Origin of the sequence: Flavobacterium poyangense (genome assembly GCF_011751075.1) — a bacterium.
Classification (GTDB): Bacteria; Bacteroidota; Bacteroidia; order Flavobacteriales; family Flavobacteriaceae; genus Flavobacterium; species Flavobacterium poyangense.
The window spans coordinates 99,362-124,569 of record NZ_JAALLN010000001.1 but is presented as its reverse complement, the minus strand read 5'-3'; the positions used below and the strand labels follow the sequence as shown (position 1 = coordinate 124,569).

The window sequence follows — 25,208 nt, the reverse complement described above, 5'->3', positions numbered from 1 at the left end:
CGATTATTTTTTTAAATCACAATAATAGCCTAATTTATACAAATCTAATAGATACAGGTTCGGATTTTCGGATGTTAAATTCGTAAGGATTTGTTTTTTTGTAGTTTGGAAAATTGCTTTTGTAATTCCAATAAGATGTAGTTTTTTTAGAAAAAGATATGCCTTAGTTAATCTGGTGCTTTTTGGATCAATTTTGTTAATTTGAATTAAGTGATGTAAGTTTTTAATGGCTCTATTCGTTTTTTCAATAAAAACAATACTGTCTTCATTGTTGTGATGAACTAAGAAATTTTCAATATGGGTCACCGGTACTGAATTTAAACGCAAATTCTCTATAAAAATCAAATCCTCATATCCATAATCATGTATGAATTCGGGAAATGGGAATTGCAAAAGAATTTCTTTTTTTAAAAATAAATTCCAGGTAAAAACAAAATCGTAATTATTGTTAAGTCTTTGATTTAGAGATTTAGTTTCTCTTTGTCTGCCATATTTCCATCGAAGTAATTTTTCAGTAGCAGGAATAACAGTAGGGTATTTAACGCCACCAAAAATCACGGTTGTGGATTCAGACCATACTTCGAAAAAGTTTTTAAGGTATGATGGATTCTCCGGCAACGCATCCGCTTCCATAATCAAAATAAATTCATATTTTGATTTAAGACACAGCGAGTTAATATTTTTACCTCTTCCGAGGTTTTCTTTATTGGTAGAAAAAAAACAGTTTTCTAAAAGATTTATCGCGTTGTTTTCATCAATAAATCTTTTACCTGCGTCATCCTGGACTAAAATTTCATATACAATTCCTAAGTTATCTGCCTGATGTTTAAGTTCTGAAACAAGCTTAAAAACATCATAATTATAAACCGGAATTAAAATAGAAAGCATTATACGCTGCGTTGCACCACTTCGAAGATTCTTTCGTCTTCACATTTTAGTGTTTTGGAAGGGAATTTCATCAATAAAGCATAATCATGAGTTGCCATGATGATCGTTTTTCCATTAGCATTGATTTTTTTCAATACTTCCAATACTTCAGAGCTTGTTTGAGGGTCAAGGTTTCCGGTTGGTTCATCGGCAAGGATAAATTCCGGGTCGTTTAACAAAGCTCTTGCAATGGCAACACGCTGTTGTTCACCTCCCGAAAGTTGGTGTGGCATTTTGTTTACGAATTCTTTCATTCCCACCTTGTCCAGAACTTCATCGATTTTGTGCTCCATGGCTTCTTTTTCGTGCCAGCCGGTTGCTTTTAAAACAAATAACATATTGTCTTTTACAGAGCGATCCGGAAGTAATTTGAAATCCTGAAAAACGATTCCGATTTTACGTCTTAAGAATGGAATTTCGCTTTCTTTTAAGGCAGCCAAATCAAATTCAACAATATGACCTTCCCCTTCAGTTAAAGGTAAATCACCGTACAACGTTTTCATGAAACTACTTTTTCCGGAACCTGTTTTTCCAATGATGTAGATAAATTCTCCGTGTTGGACATCCAGATTAATATGAGATAAAATTTTCTTTCCTTCCTGATATATAGTTACTTCTTTAAGAGACAGTACGGTTTGTGACATAATAAATTGATTTGAATGGTAAAAGTAATAAGATAACGGTTGGATTCAAAATAAATTTTAATCATTTCGAAAGAAAACGGTTTAAAAAATAATAGTTTTTGAATATTTGAGAACCAATATTTTGAGGATTAATAAGCTGTTAAATAACAACTATTAAAAAAAATAATCATAATAAAAGAACAAAACGTTTCGTTATAAACGGTAGAAAATGATAAATTTGAATACTAAACAAAAACAAAATGCGTAAACTTCTCTGGTTCTTTTTATTCCAAATTATCCTTACTTCGACGACGGTTTCGGCGCAAAAATCAGTTATTTACACTTACGATTTAAAGGATTTTGACAAAGCACTGGCTTTATATAAGGACAAACAATATGCTTCGGCCCAACATATTTTTGAATATGTAAAAAATAATGCAACGACAGAAGAAGTTCAGTCTGATTGTGCTTATTATATTGCCAATTGTGCGATTAGAACCAATCAGCCCAATGCGGATGCTTTAATGGAAAAGTTTGTTGCGGATTATCCGACCAGTACCAAACAAAATCAAGCCTATGTTGAGGTGGCTCATTTTTTCTTCGAACAAGGTAATTACCCAAAAGCGTTGTTATGGTTTGACAAGGTCGATGAAAGTTATATGAGTAAATCGGATCTGGATAAATTTAATTTTCAGAAAGGATACGCCTACTTTAATGCTAAGAGAAAGAAAGAAGCGACAACCTATTTTAATAAGGTGGTGAACTCCGCTGAATTTGGTTCTCAGGCCAAATATTATTTAGGATTTATGGCGTATGAGGGTGATGATTATAAAGAAGCTACTAAATATTTTGACGAAGTTTCAGGCGAAGAAAAATACAAAGAAAAGCTGTCGTATTATCAGGCCGATATGAATTTTAAACTAGGGAATTTTCAAAAAGCGATTGATTTAGGGCAAAAAGCAATGAGTAAATCAAATGCAATTGAAAAATCAGAATTGAATAAAATTATCGGAGAGTCTTATTTCAATTTAAAACAATACGACAAAGCGATTCCATTTTTAGAAGAATATAAAGGGAAAAAAGGAAAATGGAACAATACCGATTTTTACCAGTTGGGTTATGCGTATTACGAACAAAAAAACTACGAAAGTGCCATTTCTCAGTTTAATAAAATTATTGAAGGGAAAGATTTCGTTGCTCAAAATGCTTACTATCATTTGGGTTTGAGCTACCTCAATACAGCTAAAAAACAAGAAGCGCTGAATGCTTTTAAAAATGCTTCTGAAATGGAATTTAATGCACAGATTCAGGAAGATGCCGCTTTGAATTATGCCAAGTTGAGTTACGAAATTGGAAATGTGTATCAGACCGTTCCGGGAATTTTGCTTGATTTTTTAAAAAAATACCCAAACAATTCCAGTAAAACGGAAGTAGAGAAATTATTGGTTGATTCGTATATTTCTTCTAAAAACTACAAAGAAGCTTTGGTTTTATTAGAGAAAAACAGAACTGCAGAAAATAAATTGGCCTACCAGAAAGTGCTTTTTTACAGAGGTTTGGAATTGTACACCGAATCGAATTATGCAGAGGCATTAAAAATGTTCAATAATGCTGTCAAAGAGCAAAAGAATCCTGAGTTTACAGCACGTGCCACTTTCTGGAAAGCAGAAACAGAATATGTAACTGATGATTTCCAATCAGCATTGGTAAGTTACAAACAGTTTGCAGGTTTGGCAGGCGCTAAAACGACGGAAGAATACAAAAACATTAATTATAATATTGCTTATACTTATTTTAAGCTAAAAGAGTACGATCAGGCCGGAAATTCTTTTCAGGCACAAATCGATAATTCAAAAGAAGATAAAATACGTTTAAATGATTCGTATTTGCGTTTGGGAGATTGCCGATTTGTAAATGCAAAGTATGCTCCTGCAATGGAAGCGTATGCAAAAGCAATTGATGAAAAAGGAGTTGATGCCGATTATGCACAATATCAAAAAGCACTTTCCTATGGTTTTATGTCTAAAAATGATAAAAAAATCGATGAACTGAATAACTTCCTGCAGATGTATAAAAAATCATCTTACCGAGATGATGTTTTGTATGAATTGGGGAATACTTATGTGGCCCAGAAAAAGAACGATCAGGCGATTAAAACTTTCGATCAGTTAATTTCCGAGTACAAAAATGGTTCGTTTACTTCAAAATCGATTCTGAAGCAAGGTCTGATTTATTACAATACAGATCGCGATGAACAAGCGTTAGTGAAATTGAAAAAAGTGGCAGCTGAATTTCCTAAAACAGCAGAGGCTTTAGAAGCCGTTTCAACAGCAAGATTAATTTACGTTGATTCAGGAAAAGTAGATGAATATGCTACTTGGGTACGTACATTGGACTTTGTGGCGGTTACAGATGCAGAATTGGATAACGATACTTACGAAGGAGCTTTTAAACAATACAGTCAAAACAACAGTAAAGCAGCTATTACCGGATTTGCAGGGTATATTGCTAAATTTCCATCAGGAATTCATGCAGTGGAAGCTAATTTTTATGTGGCACAATTGTATTATGCAGAAGGCTCACAAACTAAATCGGTAGTGAATTATCAATATGTTATTGATCAGCCAAGAAATGAGTTTACAGAACAATCACTAAGCCGATTGTCACAGATTTTCCTAAAAGCTAAAGATTGCGACAAAGCGATTCCGGTATTGGTTCGTTTAGAAGACGAAGCCGATTTTCCTCAGAATAAAACTTTCGCTCAGGCGAACTTAATGAAGTGTTATTACGATAAAAAGGATTATAACAATTCGGTAGTATATGCTGAGAAAGTATTACAGAATCCTAAAGGAGATGCGAATGTGAAATCTGACGCGCAAATTATTGTAGCACGCTCTGCAATGCAATCTGGAGATCAGGATAAAGCAAAAGCTGCCTATGCAAAATTGTCCGCCACATCAAAGGGAGAATTAGCAGCGGAGGCCTTGTATTATGATGCTTATTTTAAAACAAAAGAAGGCAAATTTGAAGCCTCAAATGTGTCCGTTCAAAAACTGGCTAAAAACTACTCTGCTTATAAATATTATGGAGCAAAGAGTTTGGTTTTGATGGCCGAGAATTTCTACGGATTAAAAGACAGCTACCAGGCGACTTATATTTTAGATAATGTAATCAATAATTTTACTGATTATCCGGATGTAGTAGAGGAAGCTAAAAAAGAACTGAGTATTATAAAACTGGAAGAATCAAAAACAAATTCATCAATTACTAAATAGGTTTTTTTTGAGTGAAATGTAAAATGTGAGATGTAAAATGGTTTTCATCTCAAGACACATTTCACATTTTACGAAATACATCTTACACATATGACTCTACCTTTTTATATCCTTGATGTTTTTGCTGAAAAGAAATATGCCGGTAATCAATTGGCGGTATTTTTAGAAGCAGGAAACCTTAGTTCCGAAGAAATGCAAAAAATAGCTAAAGAGATAAATTTTGCTGAAAGTACTTTTATTACAAAGCTTGATTTTGATAACAATAAGGCTGAAATTAAAATTTTTACTCCGGCACACGAAATGAAGTTTGCAGGTCATCCTATAATTGGAACTTCTTGGTTGCTGATGCATAAAGTGTTTCAAAATGCCCCTAAAGCCATTACGCTTCAGGTTCCGATTGGGGAAATCCCGATTCATAAAACAGAGGATTTGATTTGGCTAAAAGCGGCTCAACCGGAATTTTTAAGTGTTTTTGATAAAGAAGATTTTTTATCCTTCAGTAATCTGAAAAGTGACGATTTTCATGTTCAATATCCAATTCAGGAAGTGACAACGGGAAGTGCTTTTGTAATTGTTCCGTTAAAGAACGCAGAAGCTTTAGAAAAGTTGGTTTTAGATAAAGATAAAATGAACGAATGGTTGATAAAGAATTGTAAAACCAATCACAGGGCTTTTTATTTTTATGTTTGGGAAAACTCAAAAATAACAAGCAGAATGTTATGTGTAGAACACAATCAGTTGGTTGAGGATGCTGCAACAGGAAGCGCCAGTACTTGTTTACAGGCTTTTCTTTTAAAATACCATTCGGCTCAAATTGAAACGATAAATCATCAGGGAGATTTTATAAACCGACCGTCACAGATTTATTTTAAAGGAGAATTAACAGACAATAACTTTACAATACAAATTGGAGGGAAGAGCCAGTTTATTGCCAAGGGCGATTGGGAAGTGTAGAATAGAAAAAAAATAGGATAATGTAAAATGTAATTTGCGAAAAGTAAAATGTAAAAGATGAATAGTAAATTGTAAAATGACTTTAGAAAGACATTTCACTTTTTACATTTCACAAATCACTTCTCACCAAGCACATTTCACAAAATAAAAATAAATATGAAAATTAATTTCCAGAATAAAACCATCATTTTGACTTTGCTGTTTGCTTTTCAGTTTTCCTTTTCACAGAAGAAAGAAGAGAGCATTGGAACAGAAACTGTAAATGTTGTAAAACCGTATTCGCCAACTATTTCAGATGCCTTTAAAGTAAAAGAAACACCTTTGCTTGACGATTCAGGTAATCAGCCTAAGGAAACGATTAAATACAGTATTTTGTCTGTTCCGGTGGCTTCGACTTTTACGCCTTCAAAAGGAAAAGCAGAAGGGGTGGAGAAATCAAAACAAGAGCGTTTGTTCAGTAACTATGCCACTTTTGGAGTTGGAAATTACGGGACTTTAAATGCCGAATTGTTTGTGACACACGATTTGGGGAACAACGATTATCTTGCCGGAATGTTTCGTCACCATTCCTCTCAGGGAGGAATAAAAGGTATCGAATTGAACGATGAGTTTTATGACACAGCCTTAAATGTCGGATATGGCGTAAACAATCGTGATATGTCCTGGGCTGTAGATTTGGGGTATCAGAACCAAATATACAATTGGTATGGTTTACCAGCCGAATTTGGTGCGACATTGCTTCCGGGTCAGCGTTTTGATTTGATTAATAAAATGAATCCGAATCATTCTTATAACACCATTTCGTTAGGCGGGAATATTGAATTTAATGAAGGTATTTTCAGCAAAATAAAAACAAAGTTTACTCATTTTTCGGATAGTTTTTCGTCCTCTGAAAATCGGTTTTATGTGAAGCCTTCTTTCAAAGTTGAGGTAATGAATCAGTCCATAAATACCAATGTTATTGTAGATCATGTGAGCGGTTCGTTTGAAAATAATTATGCGCGTGATAATACACAATCTTTAAAATACAGTCTGACCAATTTTGGAATTGAACCTAGTTTTGTGATTCTCGAAAATGATTGGACATTGGAATTAGGAGCCGGAATATTTTATGGTTTGGATTCTGAAAACAGCGGCAACAAATTTTATTTTTATCCAAAAGTAAATGCTTCTTATAAATTAGTGGGTGATTTAATGATTTTTTATACGGGAGTAAATGGTGGTTTAAATCAGAATTCTTACGCTGATCTGGTAACTGAAAATCCGTTTTTATCACCAACACTTACTGTGAAACCAACAAACAATCAGTACACTGTTTTTGCAGGATTAAAAGGGAAACTGGCCAATAATGTCAATTACAATATTACAGGTTCTTACTTGAACGAAAAAGACAGAGCTTTGTTTAAAAGTCACGATTATACAGAAGATATTTCCAATGAAAATTATGCTTACGGAAACTCTTTTGGTGTAGTTTATCAGGATTTAAGAACATTCCGTTTTTATGGGGAGTTAAAAGCTGATTTCTCTGAGAATGTCAGTTTTGGCGTAAACGGAACTTTCAATAGCTATAAAAATGATGGGGAACTGGAAGCATGGAATTTACCGACGATTAAGTTGAGTTCTAATCTGGATGTTAGTATTACAAAACAATGGTATGCAGGTTTAAACATCTTTTACGTAGGCGATCGTAAGGACATGCAGACGAATACCACTATTTCGCCTCTTGCTACCCCAATAACTTTAAAAAGCTATTTTGATGCCAATGCGCATGTAGGATATAAGTTCAGCGAACGTTTGACTTTCTTCCTAAAATTGAATAATATTGGAAATCAGGCTTACGAAAGATGGCTGAATTACCCGGTACAAGGGTTTCAGGTCTTAGGTGGAGGAAACTACAAATTCGATTTTTAGAATAGGTTTAACCGCGAAGGACGCAAAGGTTTACGCAAGGAGCGCAAAGGTTTTTTAGCCTTGAATTCAGAATAAATTTATTTTATTGCTGAATTCAAGGCTAAGTTTTTTTTAAGTTAAAAGATATTAATTTGCGACCTCCTATGTTCGCAGTGAAATTTTTACACGCAGATTTAGCAGATTTTTTTGTTTTGTTATTTAGATAAAAACAATCTGAATAAATCTGCTAAATCTGCGTGTAAAAGACTTTTCGTTTTTCCGTAAATCTTTGCGCACTTTTGTAGTTAAAAAAAACTAAGCAATTTAGAATCTAGGTAACTTAATATCATTTAGAGTAAATTTGTTTTGTCTCCGAATTCAAGGCTAAGTTTTTTTTAAGTTAAAAGATGTTAATTTGCGACCTTTGCGTAAATCTTTGCGCACTTAGCGGTTAAAAAAAACTAAGCAATTTAGAATCTAGGTAACTCAGTATCATTTAGAGTAAATTTGTTTTGTCTCCGAATTCAAGGCTAAGTTTTTTTTAAGTTAAAAGATATTAATTTGCGACCTTTGCGTAAATCTTTGCGCACCTAGCGGTTAAAAAAAAAAAACTAAGCAACTTAGAATCTCAGTAACTCAGTTACTAAATAAAGGTGCTTTTTTTTATAATCTTATCATATGGAAATTAAATTAAGAAAAGAAAACAAGAACGATTTTGAAAGTGTTTTTAAATTGATAGAAAAAGCTTTCCAAAAGGAAGCGCACAGTGATCATAAAGAACAGTTTTTGGTAGAAAGATTAAGACAATCTCAAGCTTTTATTCCGGAATTATCTATTGTTGCTGAAGTTGAAGATAAAATTGTCGGACATATTTTGTTTACTAAACTTGAGATTAAAAATCAATCCCAGTCGTTTGAGTCTTTGGCTTTGGCTCCCGTTTCAGTTTTACCGGAATTTCACGGAAAAGGAATTGGTTCGAAACTCATTTTATATGGACACAAAATAGCAAAAAACTTAGGATACAATTCAGTAATTTTATTGGGACATGAAGATTATTATCCAAGATTCGGGTACGAACGCTGTGAAAAACACAATATAAAAATGCCATTTGATGTTCCGGCTGAAAATTGTATGGTTATAGCACTCACTCCAAACGGGTTATCAGGTGTCAGCGGAGAAGTGGTATATCCCACCGCTTTTTTCGGATAAAAATCGAGACAAAGAAAGAAAATCTTTGTATCTCTTCACCTTTGTACCTTTATCTTAGCACCTCAGTATCTTAATACCTAAGCACCTTTAAAAAAAATGACTTTCAAACAAAAAATATATTCTCATTACGCACAAATGGTTCAGGACCGAATAGATGTTTTCAGAGACATGATTTCGGCCTTGACTGAAGATTCTAAAAACGATGCAAAAGGTTCTGCCGGCGATAAACACGAAACGGCCTTATCGATGATGCACATCGAGCAGGAAAAATTGACAAATAAGTTAAAAGAAGCGATTACTCAAAAAGCGGTTTTAGACAAAATTGATCCGTCAAAAGTTGCCGATACTATTGCTTTAGGAAGCCTGGTGAAAGCCAACGGAATTTATTTATACCTCAGTGTAGCATTACCAAAAATTGCCGTTGATAGAATAAATGTTATTGCGCTTTCGCCTCAATCTCCTTTAGGAAGTCACTTAATGGGTAATAAAGTCGGGTTTCGATTTGAAATAAATAGTACAAAGTATTTAATAGAAGAGATTGAGTAAGTGTGTGGAGTAGCAGTATTCCGCATAGTGCTTCCGGTATGATTTAATTCGCCTATTGGGTATCGCTCGAGTCTCCTTCGTCGAAATGATAAAGGAGGCGGGCTTATGCAACAACTCTGTAATTCTAACCAATAACAAGCAATAATTGTCATTCCGAATAATGAGGAATCGCACATGAGACTCCGTGCTGAATGTCGTCAATCTTTGTCGAATTACTTGTGTGATTTCTCCTAAAGTTGAAATGACATATTGTACTTATTTTGTCATTCAAATGACAGACGAGGCGGGCTTATGCAACAAGGCTGCGCTTTTAACCAATAATAAGCAACAATTGTCATTCCGAGGTACGAGGAATCACACCAGTATTTCGCCAAAGATTAGCAACTGTTCCACAGGTTTTTGAAGTTCAAAATTTCAATTTTTAAGTTCAGAGCTTTTTTTTTAGCTTAAATTTTATGTTTTATATGTAAAATTTGATTTATGGTTTTAAATTATAACTAAAATTACCTTTTGTGTTTTTCAATTATAACCATTACCGCATCTTTGCTTTATCAAAATAAAATTTATAAAATAAAAGATATAGTTATGTGTGGAATTGTATGTGCCTTTGATCTGAAACAAAAAGCAGAGAGTTTGAGACCTCAAGTATTAGAAATGTCTAAAATTATCCGTCACCGCGGACCGGACTGGAGTGGTATTTATAGCAATGATAAAGCTATTTTATCGCACGAGCGTTTGGCAATTGTTGATCCGGCTTCGGGAAAGCAACCTTTGTTTACAGCGGATAAAAAATTAGTTTTGGCAGCAAACGGCGAAATTTACAACCACAGAGAATTACGCAAACAATTTGAGGGAAAATACGACTTTCAAACCGAAAGTGACTGCGAAGTTATACTGGCACTTTACCAGAAAAAAGGACCACATTTTATTGATGAAATGAACGGAATCTTCGGATTTGCAATTTATGATGTCGATAAAGACGAGTATTTTATTGCCCGTGATCATATGGGGATCATTCCATTATATATTGGTTGGGATCAGGACGGAACTTTTTATGTGGCTTCTGAATTGAAAGCTTTAGAAGGCTACTGTACAAAAATCGAATTGTTTCCTCCGGGACATTATATGACCAGTAAAGACGGCGAATTTGTACAATGGTACAAAAGAGACTGGAAAGAATACGATGCTGTAAAAGACAATGAAACGAGTATTCCTGAAATCAAAAAAGCACTGGAAGCAGCAGTTCACAGACAGCTGATGAGTGATGTTCCTTACGGAGTTTTACTTTCGGGTGGTTTAGATTCTTCTATTACTTCGGCAGTAGCTAAAAAATATGCGCAAAAACGTATTGAGTCAGACGATACTACAGATGCCTGGTATCCTCAATTACACTCTTTTTCAGTTGGACTGGAAGGCTCGCCGGATTTAGCGGCTGCGAGAGTTGTTGCAGATCATATTGGGACTATTCACCATGAAATTAAGTTTACCATTCAGGAAGGTTTAGATGCGGTTCGTGATGTGATTTACAACTTAGAGACTTATGATGTAACTACTGTAAGAGCATCGACTCCAATGTGGTTGATGGCGCGAGTTATCAAATCAATGGGAATCAAAATGGTCTTGTCGGGAGAAGGAGCTGATGAATTATTTGGAGGTTATTTGTACTTTCATAAAGCACCGAATGCAAGAGAGTTTCACGAAGAAAACGTGCGTAAATTAGGCAAACTGCATATGTATGATTGTTTGCGTGCCAACAAAAGTCTAGCAGCCTGGGGAATTGAAGGGCGTGTACCTTTCTTAGATAAAGAATTTATGGATGTTGCTATGCGCATCAATCCACAAGATAAAATGATTAACAAAGAACATCCGATGGAAAAATGGGTGGTTCGTAAAGCTTTTGAAGACATGTTGCCTGAGAGTGTAGCATGGAGACAAAAAGAACAGTTTTCTGATGGAGTAGGATACAGCTGGATTGATACCTTGAAAGAAGTTGTAGCCAGAGAAGTTTCAGATGAACAATTGGCAAATGCGAGATTTAAATTCCCGTTACAGACACCAACTTCAAAAGAAGAATATTATTATCGTTCTATTTTCGCCGAACACTTCCCTAGTGATGCAGCAGCTTTATGTGTGCCTCAGGAAGCAAGTGTGGCTTGTAGTACAAAAATCGCTCTGGAATGGGATGAGGCTTTCAAAAACATGAACGACCCATCCGGAAGAGCTGTAGCAAGTGTTCATGACGATGCTTATGTTAAAGCATAAATGATTATTATTTAGGAATTAGTATCCGGAAAAACGTTCTCAGCAATGAGGGCGTTTTTCGTGGTTTAAAATAGTAGAGAGCATTATTTTCAGCTACTTGAAGAAAAAAAATTAGCATTTATTTAACTTTCTTTTTTATATTTGACATTCCTCAAAGAGTGGCATTTTGTGAATTTGAAAATTAGTGAGAAGTTAGATTTGCAGCTGCTTTTGTGTGGATAATTAGTAATAAAAAAATAGAAGGTATGTCTGGAATATTAGCCGTTATAGGTAAAGGAAAAGACCCGCAATTTGTGAGAGCGCTTTCTGAGAGAATGGCGCACCGTGGTCCTGATGAGAGAGGATATCAGATCATGGAGAATGGTAGTATTATTTGTCACGAGAGTTTGTCGATTATTGATCTTAATTCGGGAAAACAGCCTATTCAGGGAACTAAAAAGGCCTGGATGGTGCACGATGGTGAAATTTACAATTACCAGGAATTAAAAAATGGAGTTTTAAAAGACCATGTTTTTAGAACAAAATCAGATTCAGAAGTGATCGTGCATCTGTACGAAGAATTTGGATATGATTTTTGTAATAAATTAGATGGTGATTGGACGTTCGTTATTATTGACGGAGATGATTATATTGCCGGTAGAGACCCATTAGGGGTGAAACCGTTATATTATGGTCTGGATGAACGAGGAAGGATTTATTTTTCTTCAGAGATGAAACCAATTGCAGATCAGTGTAAGACGTTTTCAACTTTTCCTCCAGGGCACTATTATACTCCAAAAACAGGTTTTGTAAAGTATTACCGTCCAGAATATGAGGATTATGAAAAAGCAGGTCAGGATCTTGAATTGTCTTTGATAAGAGAGAGTCTTACCGAAGCCGTGAGCAAACGTTTAATGAGCGAAGTGCCAATTGGAGCATTGCTTTCGGGTGGTTTAGATTCTTCTTTGATTGCTGCAATTACTTCCCGACTTAAGGCTGACAAAGGAAAAAAACTAAAAACTTTTTCAATTGCTCTGGATGCGAATGCACCGGATGCTATTGCGGCCAGAAAAGCAGCGGAGTTTCTTGGAACAGACCATCATGAAGTTCATTTTTCAGTAGCAGAAGGAATTGAGCTTTTAGAAAAAATAATTTTTCATATCGAAACATATGATATTATATCTGTAAGAGCCAGCGTACCGATGTACTTGTTGTCTAAAGCTATTGCAGATAAAGGAGTAAAAGCAATTCTCTCCGGAGAAGGGGCTGATGAAATCTTTGGAGGACATTTGTATTTTAGAAATGCTCCATCAACCGAAGAATTTCAAAAAGAAAGTATCGAAAGAGTACAAAAGCTGTTTACGGCCGATTTATTGCGTGCCGATAAATCTACAATGGCAAATGGTCTGGAAACGCGAATTCCGTTTTTAGATCGAAATTTTCTTGATGTTACGATGTTAATCAAACCGGAAGAAAAACAGCCTAAAACATACGAAGGAGTAGAAAAATACATTTTAAGAAAAGCATTTGACACCCCGGAAACGCCATATTTGCCGGAAGATATTTTATGGCGCCAAAAGGAGCAATTTTCAGACGGAGTGGGGTATAACTGGATTGATGAATTGATCGAATATTGTGCGACTCAGGTTTCAGATGAACAATTGGAAGGAGCAAGCGCAGAATTTTCGTATAATTCGCCTACTACTAAAGAAGCCTATTTGTACCGATCTATTTTTCATAAATTTTATCCGCAGGTCAGTGCGGCGCAAACCGTTCGAAAATGGATTCCAAAATGGCAGGAAAATCAAGATCCAAGCGGACGTGCCAATGCTGCTCATCTAAAAGCGGGAGTTGTGCAATCCGGTACAGGGGCAGCCGTATAATTTTTTTAGATTAAAAGTATAGAGAAGACGATTCATATTTTAATTGAATTTCGATAATTTCAGAAAATCCGAGACAACATTTTTAACTGTTTGTTTCGGATTTTTTATTAAAACTGATTTTAAATTATTTATTGTATATCTGAAAAGTGCTATATTTGATAAAGTCATAAATGATTGGTTTACTTTATAATTGAATAAAAAATATGAAAAAATTAATACTTGGAGGAATTTTGTGTTGCTCATTGGGTGTAATCAGTTCTGTTCACGCTCAAAAAAAAGAAATGCCTAAATACATTACGAATGTAGAAGGAGTAAAGGAATATGCTTTAAATAACGGGTTAAAAGTGCTTTTAATTCCGGATGCTTCGCAGAGTAATATGATTGTGAATATCGTTTATAAAGTAGGGTCTATAAATGAAGGTTATGGCGAAAAAGGTATGGCGCATTTGTTGGAACACATGCTTTTTAAGAGTACTAAAAATTTGGGAGACATAAAAAAAATGCTTTCAGATAAAGGAGGAAATGCAAACGGAACGACCTGGTTTGACCGAACTAATTATTATGAAGTTTTTCCTTCCAACGATGCCAATCTGAAATGGAGTCTCGAAATGGAGGCTGACAGAATGATTAATTCAACAATTTTACAGACAGATTTAGATAAAGAATTTTCTGTTGTTAGAAACGAATTTGAAATCGGAGAAAATAATCCTGACGGTGTTTTGCAGGAAAGAATCCTCTCTACAGCTTATTTATGGCACAACTACGGAAATAGTACTATTGGAAGTAAAGAAGATATTGAGCGTGTAAAAGCAAAAACATTAAGGGTTTTTTACGAAAAATATTATCAACCTGACAATGCCGTTTTAGTTATTGCCGGGAAGTTTGATGAGAAGAAAGCATTAGAGTATGTAGGTCAGTATTTTGCAGCTATTCCAAAACCGAAAAGAGTTTTAGAGACACCGTACACACTTGAACCGGCTCAGGACGGAGAGAAATTTGTAGAGTTAAAAAGAGCGGGTGATAGTAAAAATGTAGGGGCGTTGTACCATACCGCACCTTATGCTGACAAGGATTATGCTGCAATTGATGCGTTAGGCGAAATCTTAACGGCAGATCCATCTGGTTATTTGTATAAATCTTTGGTAGAAACGCATAAAGTTTCAAGTATCTATACCTGGCAACCTACGGTAAAAGACGCCAGTTTTATGTATTTTGGAGTTGCAGTGCCAAACGACAAAGATGTTAAGGAAACAGAAGGTATCGTAAGAACAGAGCTGGATAAAATTGCGACAACAAAATATACAGATGAAGATGTAAACAGAGCTAAAGCAAAATTGATTAAACAAATTGAAAGTGTAAAAAACAACACCATTTCGTTTGCGATTGGTTTGACTGAAATTATTGGAGCAGGAGATTACAGACTTGGTTTTATTTATAGAGATGCTGTTGAAAAACTGACAAAAGAAGATATACAAAGAGTTGCTGAGAAATACTTTAGAAGTAACAACAGAACAGTAGGTGTATTTATTCCGTCTAAAGACGAGCAAAGAGTAAAAGCGGTAGAATACACCGAGGCGCAATTAGTTGCTTTGACTAAAGATTACAAAGGAAAAGCTATCGAAAAAGAAGCAGCTCCATTTGAGGCTTCTATAAAAAATTTAAAGCAAAATCTTGTTGAAGGTAAACTAAGTAACGGTGCCAAATACGGATTAGTTAAAAAGGAAATAAAAGGAGGTAAAGTTCAGGCGAGCTTTAAATTCTCTGTGAGTAACGAGAAGGATTTAGAAGGTAAAACAGATGTTGCAGGCATTTTGGTTCAATTGCTTAAAACCGGTACTAAAACGAGAACAAAAGAGCAAATTCAGGATCAGTTAGATCAATTGAAATCTAGTGTAAGTTTTGGTTTCTCAGAACAAATCTTAACAATTAGTATCAATACTTACAAAGAGAATTTTAAAGCTGTAATGGATATTTTAGGTGATTTGTTGGTTAATTCTACTTTCCCTGAAAATGAGTTAACAAAGACAATCACGGAGTACAATACGTACTTAGAATCCAGTCTTAATGATCCTCAGTCGATAGCTTTTACTGAAATTTCAAGATTAACAGCTAAATATCCAAAAGGAAGTATTTTCTACACTGCGACAATTCAGGAACAAATTGATGCTTATAAAAAGATAAAACAAGCTGAATTAGTAGATTTTTACCAAAACATTTTAGGAGCAAATAATGGAGTAGGTTGTGTTGTTGGAGATCTGGATACTAAGACTACCATCGAAATTCTTGAAAATACGTTTGGTAAATGGAATTCTAAATCTAAATACGAGCTTGCTAAACCAATTTATTTTGACACTCAGAAAGTAGATAAAGATTATATCACTCCGGACAAAGAAAATGCTGTGGCAACAGGAAAAATCAGTTTGAAAATGGATACGAAAAGTCCGGATTATCCGGCCTTTATTATGGTTAATGAAATCATCGGAAGTGGTGGTTTTTTAACGGCAAGAATTCCGATGCGATTGAGAGAGAAAGAAGGAATTAGTTATGGAGCAGGTTCATTTATTAATGTGCCAATTACGAATGATGTTGCTTTTTGGGAATATTACGCTTTTTTAAACCCAACTAAAAAAGGGGCAGTTGAAGCGGCTACAAAAGAAGAAATTACAAAAGCATTAAAAGACGGATTTACCGAAGAGGAATTAAAAACAAATTTGGTAAGCTGGCTGAATAAGAGAAAAACCAGATTAGGTAGCGATGAGACCTTGATGAGTCTGGTTAATACACATCTGAATTACGGAATCCCATTGGAAGATTATGATGATTTGGAAAGCAAAGTAAAAGCTTTAAAAATTCAGGAAGTAAACAGTGTTTTGAAAAAGTATATAACTCTGGATAAAATGACTTCTGTTTATGTAGGGGATTTTAATAAAAAGTAGGCTTTTAAATTCCAAAGTTTTAAAATTTCAAATTCCAAATTTTGGAAGGATTTATAAAATTTCAGAAAATCCGAAACGACATTTTTAATGTTAGTTTCGGATTTTCTTTTTTAAAATTGGAATTTGGATTTTAAAAGATTGCTTTTTTGTAAAAAAAAAGGAGCAATATTTGGAATTTGGAATTTATTTTTTGGTTTTTAAGACATTTGTGTTGATAACTTACAAGCTTTAAATAGGAATTTAACGGATATATAATTTGCGTTTTTATATATTTGCGTGTTAGACACTAATTACATTTTTTTAGAATAAATTATATGAGCGAAGAAATCAAGAAGAACAATTATTCAGCAGATAGTATTCAGGCATTAGAAGGAATGGAGCACGTAAGAATGCGTCCATCGATGTATATTGGAGATGTAGGAGTTCGAGGGCTACACCATTTGGTTTATGAGGTTGTTGATAACTCTATTGATGAGGCGATGGGAGGACATTGTGATGCTATTAGTGTTGCAATAAATGAAGACGGTTCGGTAACAGTTGAAGATAACGGTCGTGGTATTCCGGTCGATTTACACAAAAAAGAAGGTGTTTCTGCACTTGAGGTTGTAATGACAAAAATTGGTGCCGGAGGTAAATTTGATAAAGATTCGTATAAAGTTTCAGGAGGTTTGCACGGTGTAGGGGTTTCGGTTGTAAATGCCCTTTCGGTTCATATGAAATCAACTGTTTTTAGAGAAGGAAAAATCTACGAGCAGGAATATGAAAGAGGAAAATCTTTGTATCCGGTAAAACAAATCGGAGAGACAGAAAAAAGAGGTACACGTCAGACTTTTTATCCGGACAATACTATTTTTACGCAGACAACAGAGTTTTCTTATGATACATTGTCGGCTCGTATGCGTGAGCTTTCTTTTCTTAATAAAGGAATTACCATCACTTTTACAGACAAAAGAGAAGTAGATGAAAAAGGAGAATTTAGAAGTGAAGTTTTTCATTCTACAGAAGGGTTAAAAGAATATATCCGTTACTTAGACGGAAACCGTGAGCCAATTGTTTCACATGTAATCAGCATGGATCATGATAAAGGCGAAATTCCGGTTGAGGTTGCCTTAATCTACAATACAAGTTACACAGAGAATATATTTTCTTACGTAAATAATATCAACACGCACGAAGGAGGAACACACCTGCAAGGTTTTAGAAGTGGTTTGACAAGAACCCTTAAAAAATACGCAGATGCTTCCGGAATGTTGGATAAATTGAAATTCGAAATTGCGGGAGATGACTTCCGTGAGGGATTAACAGCTATTATTTCAGTAAAAGTTGCTGAGCCACAATTCGAAGGACAAACCAAAACGAAACTAGGAAACAGAGAGGTGGTCTCTCCGGTTTCTCAGGCGGTTGGAGAAATGCTGGAGAATTATTTGGAAGAAAATCCAAATGATGCAAGAGTAATTATTCAGAAAGTAATTTTGGCTGCTCAAGCTCGTCACGCTGCTAAAAAAGCACGTGAAATGGTACAACGTAAAACCGTTATGGGTGGCGGTGGACTACCGGGTAAATTATCCGATTGCTCCGAGCAGGATCCTGCAAGATGTGAGGTTTACCTTGTCGAGGGAGATTCGGCTGGTGGAACAGCAAAACAAGGTCGTGATCGTAACTTTCAGGCGATTTTGCCATTGCGTGGTAAGATCCTGAATGTGGAGAAAGCGATGCACCATAAAGTATTCGAAAACGAAGAGATTCGTAATATTTTTACCGCTCTGGGAGTTACCGTTGGTACAGCAGAGGACAGTAAAGCATTAAATCTTGAAAAACTGAGATATCATAAAGTAATCATCATGTGTGATGCGGATGTCGATGGTAGTCACATTTCTACCTTAATATTAACGTTCTTCTTCCGTTTTATGAAAGAATTGATCGAAGAAGGTCACGTTTATATTGCAGCTCCACCTTTATATTTAGTTAAAAAAGGAAATAAAAAAGAATACGCTTGGAATGATGTTCAGCGTGATCAGGCCAACGAGAGAATGGGAGGAAGTGCCGCTATTCAACGTTATAAAGGTCTTGGAGAGATGAACGCGGAGCAATTGTGGGAAACAACCATGGATCCGGATTTCAGAACTTTACGTCAGGTAACTATTGATAGTTTGGCAGAGGCAGACAGAGTTTTCTCTATGTTAATGGGAGATGAGGTACCACCACGTAGAGAGTTCATCGAGAAAAATGCAGTTTACGCTAATATTGATGCTTAAAATAAAAGTTTAATTAGCAATTCGTTTAATTGTTTATATTTAGCTAAACAATTAAACGAATTGTTAATTTAGTACTATACAAATTAATTAATAACCGATAAAGTATAAAATATGAAAGTTACCATAGTAGGAGCAGGAAATGTTGGAGCTACCTGTGCAGATGTTATTTCTTATAGAGGAATTGCAAGCGAAGTAGTGTTGTTGGATATTAAAGAAGGTTTTGCCGAAGGGAAAGCGTTGGATATCATGCAATGTGCTACAAATACAGGATTTAATACCAAAGTTTCAGGCGTAACCAATGATTATTCTAAAACTGCAGGGAGTGATGTAGTAGTAATTACATCCGGTATTCCGAGAAAACCCGGAATGACCCGCGAAGAATTAATTGGTATTAATGCAGGAATTGTAAAAACAGTTGCTGAAAATGTATTAAAACATTCGCCGGATACCATTATTGTTGTGGTTTCGAATCCAATGGATACAATGACCTATTTGGCTTTGAAATCTACCGGATTACCAAAAAACAGAATTATAGGTATGGGTGGAGCTTTAGATAGTTCGCGTTTCAGAACGTATCTTTCTTTGGCTTTAGATAAACCGGCAAACGATATTTCGGCAATGGTTATTGGTGGTCATGGTGATACTACTATGATTCCGTTGACACGTTTGGCGTCTTACAACGGAATTCCGGTAAGCGAATTTCTTTCAGAAGAAGTGTTACAAAAAGTAGCAGCAGATACGATGGTAGGAGGAGCAACTCTTACAGGTCTTTTAGGGACTTCGGCCTGGTATGCGCCGGGAGCTTCTGTAGCGTATCTTGTTGATAGTATCCTAAACGATCAGAAGAAAATGATTGCTTGTTCTGTTTTTGTAGAAGGAGAATATGGGCAAAATGATATTTGTATCGGAGTACCTTGTATAATTGGTAAAAACGGAGTTGAAGAAATTCTGGATATTCAGTTAAACGACCAGGAAAAGGTTTTGTTTGCTAAAAGTGCAGATGCAGTTAGAGGGATGAACGATGCTCTAAAATCGATTTTAGTATAACGATTTTGATAAAAAAAAGATAAGGCTGCACTTTTGCAGTCTTTTTTTTGAGATTAATTAATAAATAAATTGGTTAATCTTTTCGTAAATTATATATTTGCTCGGTTTAAAAAAAATGTTGTAATTCGTGATCTGATTTTTTAGTTGTAGAAGAATCATGTTAGGGCTTATTCTATAGGACTTTAGAACAAAAACAAACAGTAAAACATAATTAATTTTTAGTAATAATGCAGAATAAAGGACTTATTAAATTTTTCGCAATTCTATTTGCGTTGGTAAGTATTTACCAACTTTCGTTCACTTATGTGGCAAGCAATGTCAAAAGTGAAGCCAAAGCTTTTGCAGGAGATAATCCTGATAAAGAACTAAAATACTTAGATTCTATTGGTAAAGAAAAAGTGTTAAATCTTGGATTTACGGATTTTACTTATAATGAAGTAAAAAACAAACAAATCAATAAAGGTCTTGACTTAGAAGGAGGAATCAACGTTATTCTTCAAATTTCTATTAAAGATGTTTTAAAAGGATTAGCAAACAATTCTAAAAACCCGGTTTTTAATAAGTCTTTGGCTGATGCGACTGCAAATTTAGAAGGTAACAAAAGTTATTTAGATAAATTTTTTGAGGCTTTTGATGCAAACTCAGCTGGAAAAACAAAATTAGCTTCTCCTGAAATCTTTGCTAACAGAAACTTGCAAGGTGAAGGCGGAATTGCTTTTGAAATGACTGATGCTCAAGCGCAGAAAGTAATTAGAAAAAAAGTAGATGAGTCTATCGAAAGTGCTTATAAAGTATTGAGAGAGCGTATCGATAAATTTGGTGTTACACAACCAAATATTCAAAAATTAGGTGCTACAGGAAGAATCTTAGTAGAGCTTCCGGGTGCTAAAGATGTAGACAGAATTAAAAAATTATTAGGTGGAAAAGCTCAATTAGAGTTTTGGGAAACTTATAAGATTGAAGAAATCGGAAACTTTTTAGTAGCGACTAACGAAGCTTTAAAAAAGACTGAAATCAAAAAAACAGAAACTAAAACAGTTGCTAAAGATTCATTGAATGCTTTATTAACTGATACAAAAGATTCAACAGAAGCTAAAAAAGGAAACAACCCATTATTTGACAAAATTCTTGGTCAGGGTGGTGGACCGGTTTTAGGTTATTTTGCTCCAAAAGATACAGCAGTTATCAATGCTTATTTTAAAAGACCTGAAATCAGAATTTTATTGGCTGCTGACCAACACTATGCAAAATTTGTATGGAGTAAACCAACTACAATAAAAGATGCAAAAGCAAAAGATATTGAAGTAGTTGAATTATACGCTTTAAAAGGAAACAGAGACAATGTACCAGCTATGAACGGTGGTCTTGTTACAGATGCAAAAGATACATTTGACCAAATGGGTAAACCAGCTGTTTCTATGCAAATGAACAGCCAAGGTGCTAAAGTTTGGGAAGAGTTAACAGGTAGAGCTTTTGCTCAAAAAAGTTATATCGCTATTGTTTTAGATAACATCGTGTATTCTGCACCTGGTGTTACTAGTGGTCCAATTGCAGGAGGAAGATCTGAAATTACTGGTTCTTTTGATGTAGCTGAAACTAAAGATTTAGCAAACGTATTAAATGCAGGTAAATTACCGGCTTCTGCAGATATTATTCAATCAACTGTTGTGGGACCATCTTTAGGTCAGGCTGCAATTGATGCAGGAACAATTTCTGCTGTATTAGGATTTTTATTAGTTTGTTTGTGGATGGTGTTCTATTATGGTAAAGCAGGTTGGTATGCTAATCTTGCCTTATTATTAAACTTACTTTTCTTATTTGGAATTATGGCAAGTTTTGGTTTTGTATTAACATTACCAGGTATTGCAGGTATCGTATTAACATTGGGTACGGCTGTAGATGCGAACATTATTATCTATGAAAGAGCAAAAGAAGAATTACGTGAAGGTAAATCATTGTCAGAAGCAGTGCTTGCTTCTTACGGATGGCATGGTGCAATGCGTTCTATCATTGATGCAAACGTAACACACGTATTAACGGGAGCGATCTTGTTTATTTTTGGAACAGGACCAATTAAAGGTTTTGCTTTAACATTGCTTATTGGTATCGTAACATCTATGTTTACGTCAATTTTTATCGCAAGAATCTTTATCGACAGAAATATTGCAGGAAAAGCAGATTTAACTTTCTCTACTGCTATTACTAAAAACTGGTTTACTAATTTCCACTATGATTTTATTAAAATCAAAAAATTCACTTACATCTTCTCTTCAATTGTTGTTGTAGTAAGTTTGGTTTCTATCTTTTTCGTTAACGGATTAGATGAAGGTGTTGATTTTGTTGGAGGAAGAACTTTCCAGGTTAAGTTTGAAAAACCGGTTGATGCTGTTGTAATTTCTGATGAATTATCTGCTGCTTTCGGAACTCCGGTTGAAGCTAAAATTTTAGGTGACGAGGATCAGTTAAAAATCACAACGAAATACAAAATCCAACAAGACGGAGTAGCAGTTGATGAAGAAGTGAACCAAATATTATACAAAGCATTAGCGAAATACTATCCTAATACTTCTTATGATAAATTTACAAACACTTACGATGGCAAAAGAGTGGGAGTATTGCAAGCTTCTAAAGTTGGAGCTTCTATCTCTGAAGATATCAAAACTAACTCGTACTGGGCAGTTCTTGGTGCTATGGCAGCTATCTTCTTATACTTAATGGTATCGTTCCGTAAATGGCAATATTCATTAGGTGCGATTGCAGCTGTTGCGCATGACGTAATCTTTGTATTAGGTATTTACTCTTTATGTTATAAATTCATGCCATTCCACATGGAAATGGATCAGCACTTTATCGCTGCGATTCTTACTGTAATTGGTTACTCAATGAATGATACTGTAATTGTATTTGATAGAATTAGAGAGTTCATCATCGGAAACCGTAAAGGTAGTTTCGAAGATATCGTAAACGCTTCTATTAATACTACATTGTCCAGAACGTTGAATACGTCATTAATGATGATCATTGTATTGTTAACGATGTTTATTTTTGGTGGAGAGTCAATTAGAGGATTTATCTTCGCAATGTTGGTAGGTATTGTAGTAGGAACTTATTCGTCTCTATTTATCGCTACACCGGTATTGGTTGATACAATTTCTACAGATGATAAACACAATATCGAAGAAAAACACAAACAAGCTTAATTAGCAAGTTTTATATAAAAAAAAGATTCAACGAAAGTTGAATCTTTTTTTTGTGCTATATTTAAATTTATAAATGTAGTTTATGAGTAGAACATTACTAGTAGGTTTGTTGTTTTTTTTAGGTGTATTCCAGATGAACGCACAAGAGCGTGAGGGCAATTGGAGAGTTGGTTTTAATTATGGATTTGGAAATGAATTTAAAAATAGAAATTACACCTTCACCAATCATTTTTATAAAGCCCAAGTGTATTACCGTCTAAAGGAAACCAAAAATTTTCAATATGAAGTTTTGGTACAACCCGAAGTTAATTTCGGAACACACCAGCTGTTGAATTTTTATTTTGTTAAACCGGAAGAACCTGACTATTTGCAGAAACGAGCTACTTATACCCAATTAAAAAACATTCACGAATATGTGCTGAATGTTGGTTTTTTGATTCGTAAACCAATAAACAAAAGCTTATCGGTTTATGTTCTCGGAAGTATTGGTCCGATGATTACAGACACAGAAACAGAGCGTATGTCTGATGGATTTGCCTTTGCGGATGTTTTAGCGCTTGGTTTTTCTGTAAAAGCACAAAGATTCTACTTTGATGTTCGTCCGAGTGTCAGACATGTTTCTAATGCGGGTTTAGGGAGTTCAAATGCGGGCTATAATACGAAGAATATTGAGTTTGGTGTTTCTTATTCCTTATAGTGAAAAAGTGCTGTATTTAGGCTTAGAATGTTTCTCGCCAAGTCGCAAAGGCGCCAAGTTTTTAAAATGGCTGCTAATTTTTTTTCACGCAGATTTGGCAGATTTATTTGATTTTTTTTATTGAAACGCAAAACAAAGAAAATATCAGCTTAATCCGCAAAATCTGCGTGAAAAAACTTTGCGATTTTGCGTCTTTGCGAGAAAAGTGATTTTTAAATAAAAAAAACGAGGCTATTTCACTTGTGGTGATAGCCTCGCTTGTATTTTTGATTGTATTGGTATTATGAAGTCGCTAATGGATTTCTTTGTGCTCTAATGACAAAGAACAGTCCTACGATAATAAACGGAATACTTAACCATTGTCCTGTAGAGAACAGGCCAAGCTCTTCTTCAATTCCGCCCTGACTTTCTTTTACATATTCAACAACAAAACGAACCACAAACAAAAGAACTAAAAATAATCCGAACAGGTAACCTGATTTAAGTCTTGCATTTGTTTTCCAGTACAAGAAAAATAAGATCGCAAACACAAAAATATAGCAAAATCCTTCGTACAATTGTGTCGGGTGTTTTGCCGGAACCTGTGCCAATAAATCAGCAAATTTTGGATCGCTTACAATAGCATTATAAGCTTGCTTCGGATCTTGTATGTTGGTTGCATTTACAGCTTCTGCTTTACTGAACTGATCGTGAAGAAAACGAATTCCAAATGGAGAAGTGGTTTCGTGTCCGATAATTTCAGAATTGAAAAAGTTTCCTAAACGAACAAAAATAGCACCACTGGCAACAGGAATAACCACTCGGTCTAAGATCCATAATAAAGGACGTTTTAAAACCACTTTGCTGAAATAGTACATAGCAATAATAATGGAAATCGCAGCCCCGTGACTTGCTAATCCCTGGAATCCTGTGAATTCAAACTTTGGTTCAAATCTGAAAGGTAGAAAGATTTCAAGTAAATGATTTCTGAAATATTCCCAATCATAGAATAAAACATGACCTAAACGTGCGCCAAGTAAAGTTGCTAAAACAGTCCAAACAAACAAAGAATCTAATTTGTCAATAGGCTCATTTTCGCGTTCGAAAATCTTTTTCATTAAGTACCATCCTAATCCAAAAGCGATTACGAACATTAAACTGTAATAACGAATCATAAAAAATCCTAAATCGATTCCCTCTGAAGGATTCCAAATGATGTTTAAGGCATGTGTCATATGTTAATTTTTTTTAGTGTTGTAAAAATAAATATTTATAACAGAGTAAGTCTTTAATTAAAGTTAATGTTTGTGCAAACATTTCTTTTCGGGAACAGGATCATAACCGGTTTTTCCCCAGGGATGACAACTCAAAATACGTTTAATTCCCAGATAACCGCCATAGAATAAGCCATGCATTTGCAATGCCTGAATCATATAACTGGAACAGGTTGGCTCAAATCTGCAACTTGCCGGTGTAAAGGGCGAAATGGCATTTTGGTAAAAGCGCACTAATAAAACAAATGGAGTGATTACTTTCATGGTTTATT

16 protein-coding genes are annotated in these 25,208 nt (G+C 34.9%); 12 read left to right on the top strand and 4 right to left on the bottom strand.

The genetic code is table 11. The annotated features are described in order from the left end of the window. Positions 1-3: 3 nt before the first annotated feature. Both G3A47_RS00475 and G3A47_RS00470 read right to left on the bottom strand, forming a co-directional pair. On the bottom strand, positions 4-888 hold the full coding sequence (locus tag G3A47_RS00475) for a glycosyltransferase family 2 protein (RefSeq protein WP_166919388.1): 885 nt from the start codon (positions 886-888) through the stop codon (positions 4-6). After that, positions 888-1,571, bottom strand: a complete 684-nt coding sequence (locus G3A47_RS00470) for a cell division ATP-binding protein FtsE (protein ID WP_166919386.1) — start codon at positions 1,569-1,571, stop codon at positions 888-890. The genes G3A47_RS00475 and G3A47_RS00470 overlap by 1 nt, the downstream gene beginning before the upstream one ends. Before the next feature lie 239 nt (positions 1,572-1,810). On the opposite strand from G3A47_RS00470, the gene G3A47_RS00465 reads away from it, so the two are divergent. The 12 genes from G3A47_RS00465 (at position 1,811) to G3A47_RS00410 (ending at position 23,683) form a co-directional block, all read left to right on the top strand. Beyond that, positions 1,811-4,825 carry a tetratricopeptide repeat protein gene (locus G3A47_RS00465; RefSeq protein ID WP_166919384.1) on the top strand — a complete coding sequence of 1,005 codons (3,015 nt, stop codon included), beginning with the start codon at positions 1,811-1,813 and terminating at the stop codon, positions 4,823-4,825. A 90-nt stretch (positions 4,826-4,915) separates the two neighbouring features. Next, positions 4,916-5,779, top strand: coding sequence for a PhzF family phenazine biosynthesis protein (locus G3A47_RS00460; RefSeq protein ID WP_166919382.1), 864 nt, complete (start codon positions 4,916-4,918; stop codon positions 5,777-5,779). A gap of 156 nt (positions 5,780-5,935) precedes the next feature. Continuing rightward, positions 5,936-7,690: a TonB-dependent receptor gene (locus G3A47_RS00455; protein ID WP_166919380.1), complete on the top strand. Its 1,755-nt coding sequence runs from the start codon at positions 5,936-5,938 to the stop codon at positions 7,688-7,690. 657 nt (positions 7,691-8,347) lie between these two features. Further along, positions 8,348-8,878 carry a GNAT family N-acetyltransferase gene (locus G3A47_RS00450; protein WP_166919378.1) on the top strand — a complete coding sequence of 177 codons (531 nt, stop codon included), beginning with the start codon at positions 8,348-8,350 and terminating at the stop codon, positions 8,876-8,878. Between the two features lie 96 nt (positions 8,879-8,974). Next, positions 8,975-9,424 carry a hypothetical protein gene (locus G3A47_RS00445; protein ID WP_166919376.1) on the top strand — a complete coding sequence of 150 codons (450 nt, stop codon included), beginning with the start codon at positions 8,975-8,977 and terminating at the stop codon, positions 9,422-9,424. Positions 9,425-10,009: 585 nt separating this feature from the next. After that, positions 10,010-11,686, top strand: coding sequence for an asparagine synthase B (asnB, locus tag G3A47_RS00440; protein WP_166919374.1), 1,677 nt, complete (start codon positions 10,010-10,012; stop codon positions 11,684-11,686). Positions 11,687-11,931: 245 nt separating this feature from the next. Continuing rightward, a complete protein-coding gene (gene asnB / locus G3A47_RS00435; RefSeq protein ID WP_166919372.1) occupies positions 11,932-13,548 on the top strand; it encodes an asparagine synthase B in 1,617 nt (538 codons plus the stop codon). A 203-nt stretch (positions 13,549-13,751) separates the two neighbouring features. Then, positions 13,752-16,484 (top strand): M16 family metallopeptidase, encoded by a 2,733-nt coding sequence (locus G3A47_RS00430; protein WP_166919370.1) that lies wholly within the window; start codon positions 13,752-13,754, stop codon positions 16,482-16,484. A gap of 314 nt (positions 16,485-16,798) precedes the next feature. Beyond that, positions 16,799-18,739 carry a DNA topoisomerase (ATP-hydrolyzing) subunit B gene (gene gyrB, locus G3A47_RS00425; RefSeq protein WP_166919368.1) on the top strand — a complete coding sequence of 647 codons (1,941 nt, stop codon included), beginning with the start codon at positions 16,799-16,801 and terminating at the stop codon, positions 18,737-18,739. A 111-nt stretch (positions 18,740-18,850) separates the two neighbouring features. Further along, complete coding sequence (gene mdh / locus G3A47_RS00420) at positions 18,851-19,786, top strand: malate dehydrogenase (protein ID WP_166919366.1); 936 nt, start codon at positions 18,851-18,853, stop codon at positions 19,784-19,786. Between the two features lie 227 nt (positions 19,787-20,013). Beyond that, positions 20,014-22,986: a protein translocase subunit SecDF gene (gene secDF, locus G3A47_RS00415; RefSeq protein ID WP_166919364.1), complete on the top strand. Its 2,973-nt coding sequence runs from the start codon at positions 20,014-20,016 to the stop codon at positions 22,984-22,986. An 82-nt stretch (positions 22,987-23,068) separates the two neighbouring features. Then, complete coding sequence (locus G3A47_RS00410; protein ID WP_166919362.1) at positions 23,069-23,683, top strand: acyloxyacyl hydrolase; 615 nt, start codon at positions 23,069-23,071, stop codon at positions 23,681-23,683. A gap of 281 nt (positions 23,684-23,964) precedes the next feature. Here G3A47_RS00410 and lgt read toward each other — a convergent pair whose 3' ends face one another. Both lgt and yidD read right to left on the bottom strand, forming a co-directional pair. Continuing rightward, on the bottom strand, positions 23,965-24,897 hold the full coding sequence (gene lgt, locus G3A47_RS00405; protein WP_166919360.1) for a prolipoprotein diacylglyceryl transferase: 933 nt from the start codon (positions 24,895-24,897) through the stop codon (positions 23,965-23,967). 63 nt (positions 24,898-24,960) lie between these two features. Next, on the bottom strand, positions 24,961-25,200 hold the full coding sequence (gene yidD, locus G3A47_RS00400) for a membrane protein insertion efficiency factor YidD (protein WP_047775542.1): 240 nt from the start codon (positions 25,198-25,200) through the stop codon (positions 24,961-24,963). Between the last annotated feature and the right edge of the window lie 8 nt (positions 25,201-25,208).

What these genes read in the sequence shown, in the direction of transcription:
- G3A47_RS00475 (WP_166919388.1), bottom strand. Translation starts at nt 888, where the DNA reads ATGCTTTCTATTTTAATTCCGGTTTATAATTATGATGTTTTTAAGCTT.
- G3A47_RS00470 (WP_166919386.1), bottom strand. Translation starts at nt 1,571, where the DNA reads ATGTCACAAACCGTACTGTCTCTTAAAGAAGTAACTATATATCAGGAA.
- G3A47_RS00465 (WP_166919384.1), top strand. Translation starts at nt 1,811, where the DNA reads ATGCGTAAACTTCTCTGGTTCTTTTTATTCCAAATTATCCTTACTTCG.
- G3A47_RS00460 (WP_166919382.1), top strand. Translation starts at nt 4,916, where the DNA reads ATGACTCTACCTTTTTATATCCTTGATGTTTTTGCTGAAAAGAAATAT.
- G3A47_RS00455 (WP_166919380.1), top strand. Translation starts at nt 5,936, where the DNA reads ATGAAAATTAATTTCCAGAATAAAACCATCATTTTGACTTTGCTGTTT.
- G3A47_RS00450 (WP_166919378.1), top strand. Translation starts at nt 8,348, where the DNA reads ATGGAAATTAAATTAAGAAAAGAAAACAAGAACGATTTTGAAAGTGTT.
- G3A47_RS00445 (WP_166919376.1), top strand. Translation starts at nt 8,975, where the DNA reads ATGACTTTCAAACAAAAAATATATTCTCATTACGCACAAATGGTTCAG.
- asnB (WP_166919374.1), top strand. Translation starts at nt 10,010, where the DNA reads ATGTGTGGAATTGTATGTGCCTTTGATCTGAAACAAAAAGCAGAGAGT.
- asnB (WP_166919372.1), top strand. Translation starts at nt 11,932, where the DNA reads ATGTCTGGAATATTAGCCGTTATAGGTAAAGGAAAAGACCCGCAATTT.
- G3A47_RS00430 (WP_166919370.1), top strand. Translation starts at nt 13,752, where the DNA reads ATGAAAAAATTAATACTTGGAGGAATTTTGTGTTGCTCATTGGGTGTA.
- gyrB (WP_166919368.1), top strand. Translation starts at nt 16,799, where the DNA reads ATGAGCGAAGAAATCAAGAAGAACAATTATTCAGCAGATAGTATTCAG.
- mdh (WP_166919366.1), top strand. Translation starts at nt 18,851, where the DNA reads ATGAAAGTTACCATAGTAGGAGCAGGAAATGTTGGAGCTACCTGTGCA.
- secDF (WP_166919364.1), top strand. Translation starts at nt 20,014, where the DNA reads ATGCAGAATAAAGGACTTATTAAATTTTTCGCAATTCTATTTGCGTTG.
- G3A47_RS00410 (WP_166919362.1), top strand. Translation starts at nt 23,069, where the DNA reads ATGAGTAGAACATTACTAGTAGGTTTGTTGTTTTTTTTAGGTGTATTC.
- lgt (WP_166919360.1), bottom strand. Translation starts at nt 24,897, where the DNA reads ATGACACATGCCTTAAACATCATTTGGAATCCTTCAGAGGGAATCGAT.
- yidD (WP_047775542.1), bottom strand. Translation starts at nt 25,200, where the DNA reads ATGAAAGTAATCACTCCATTTGTTTTATTAGTGCGCTTTTACCAAAAT.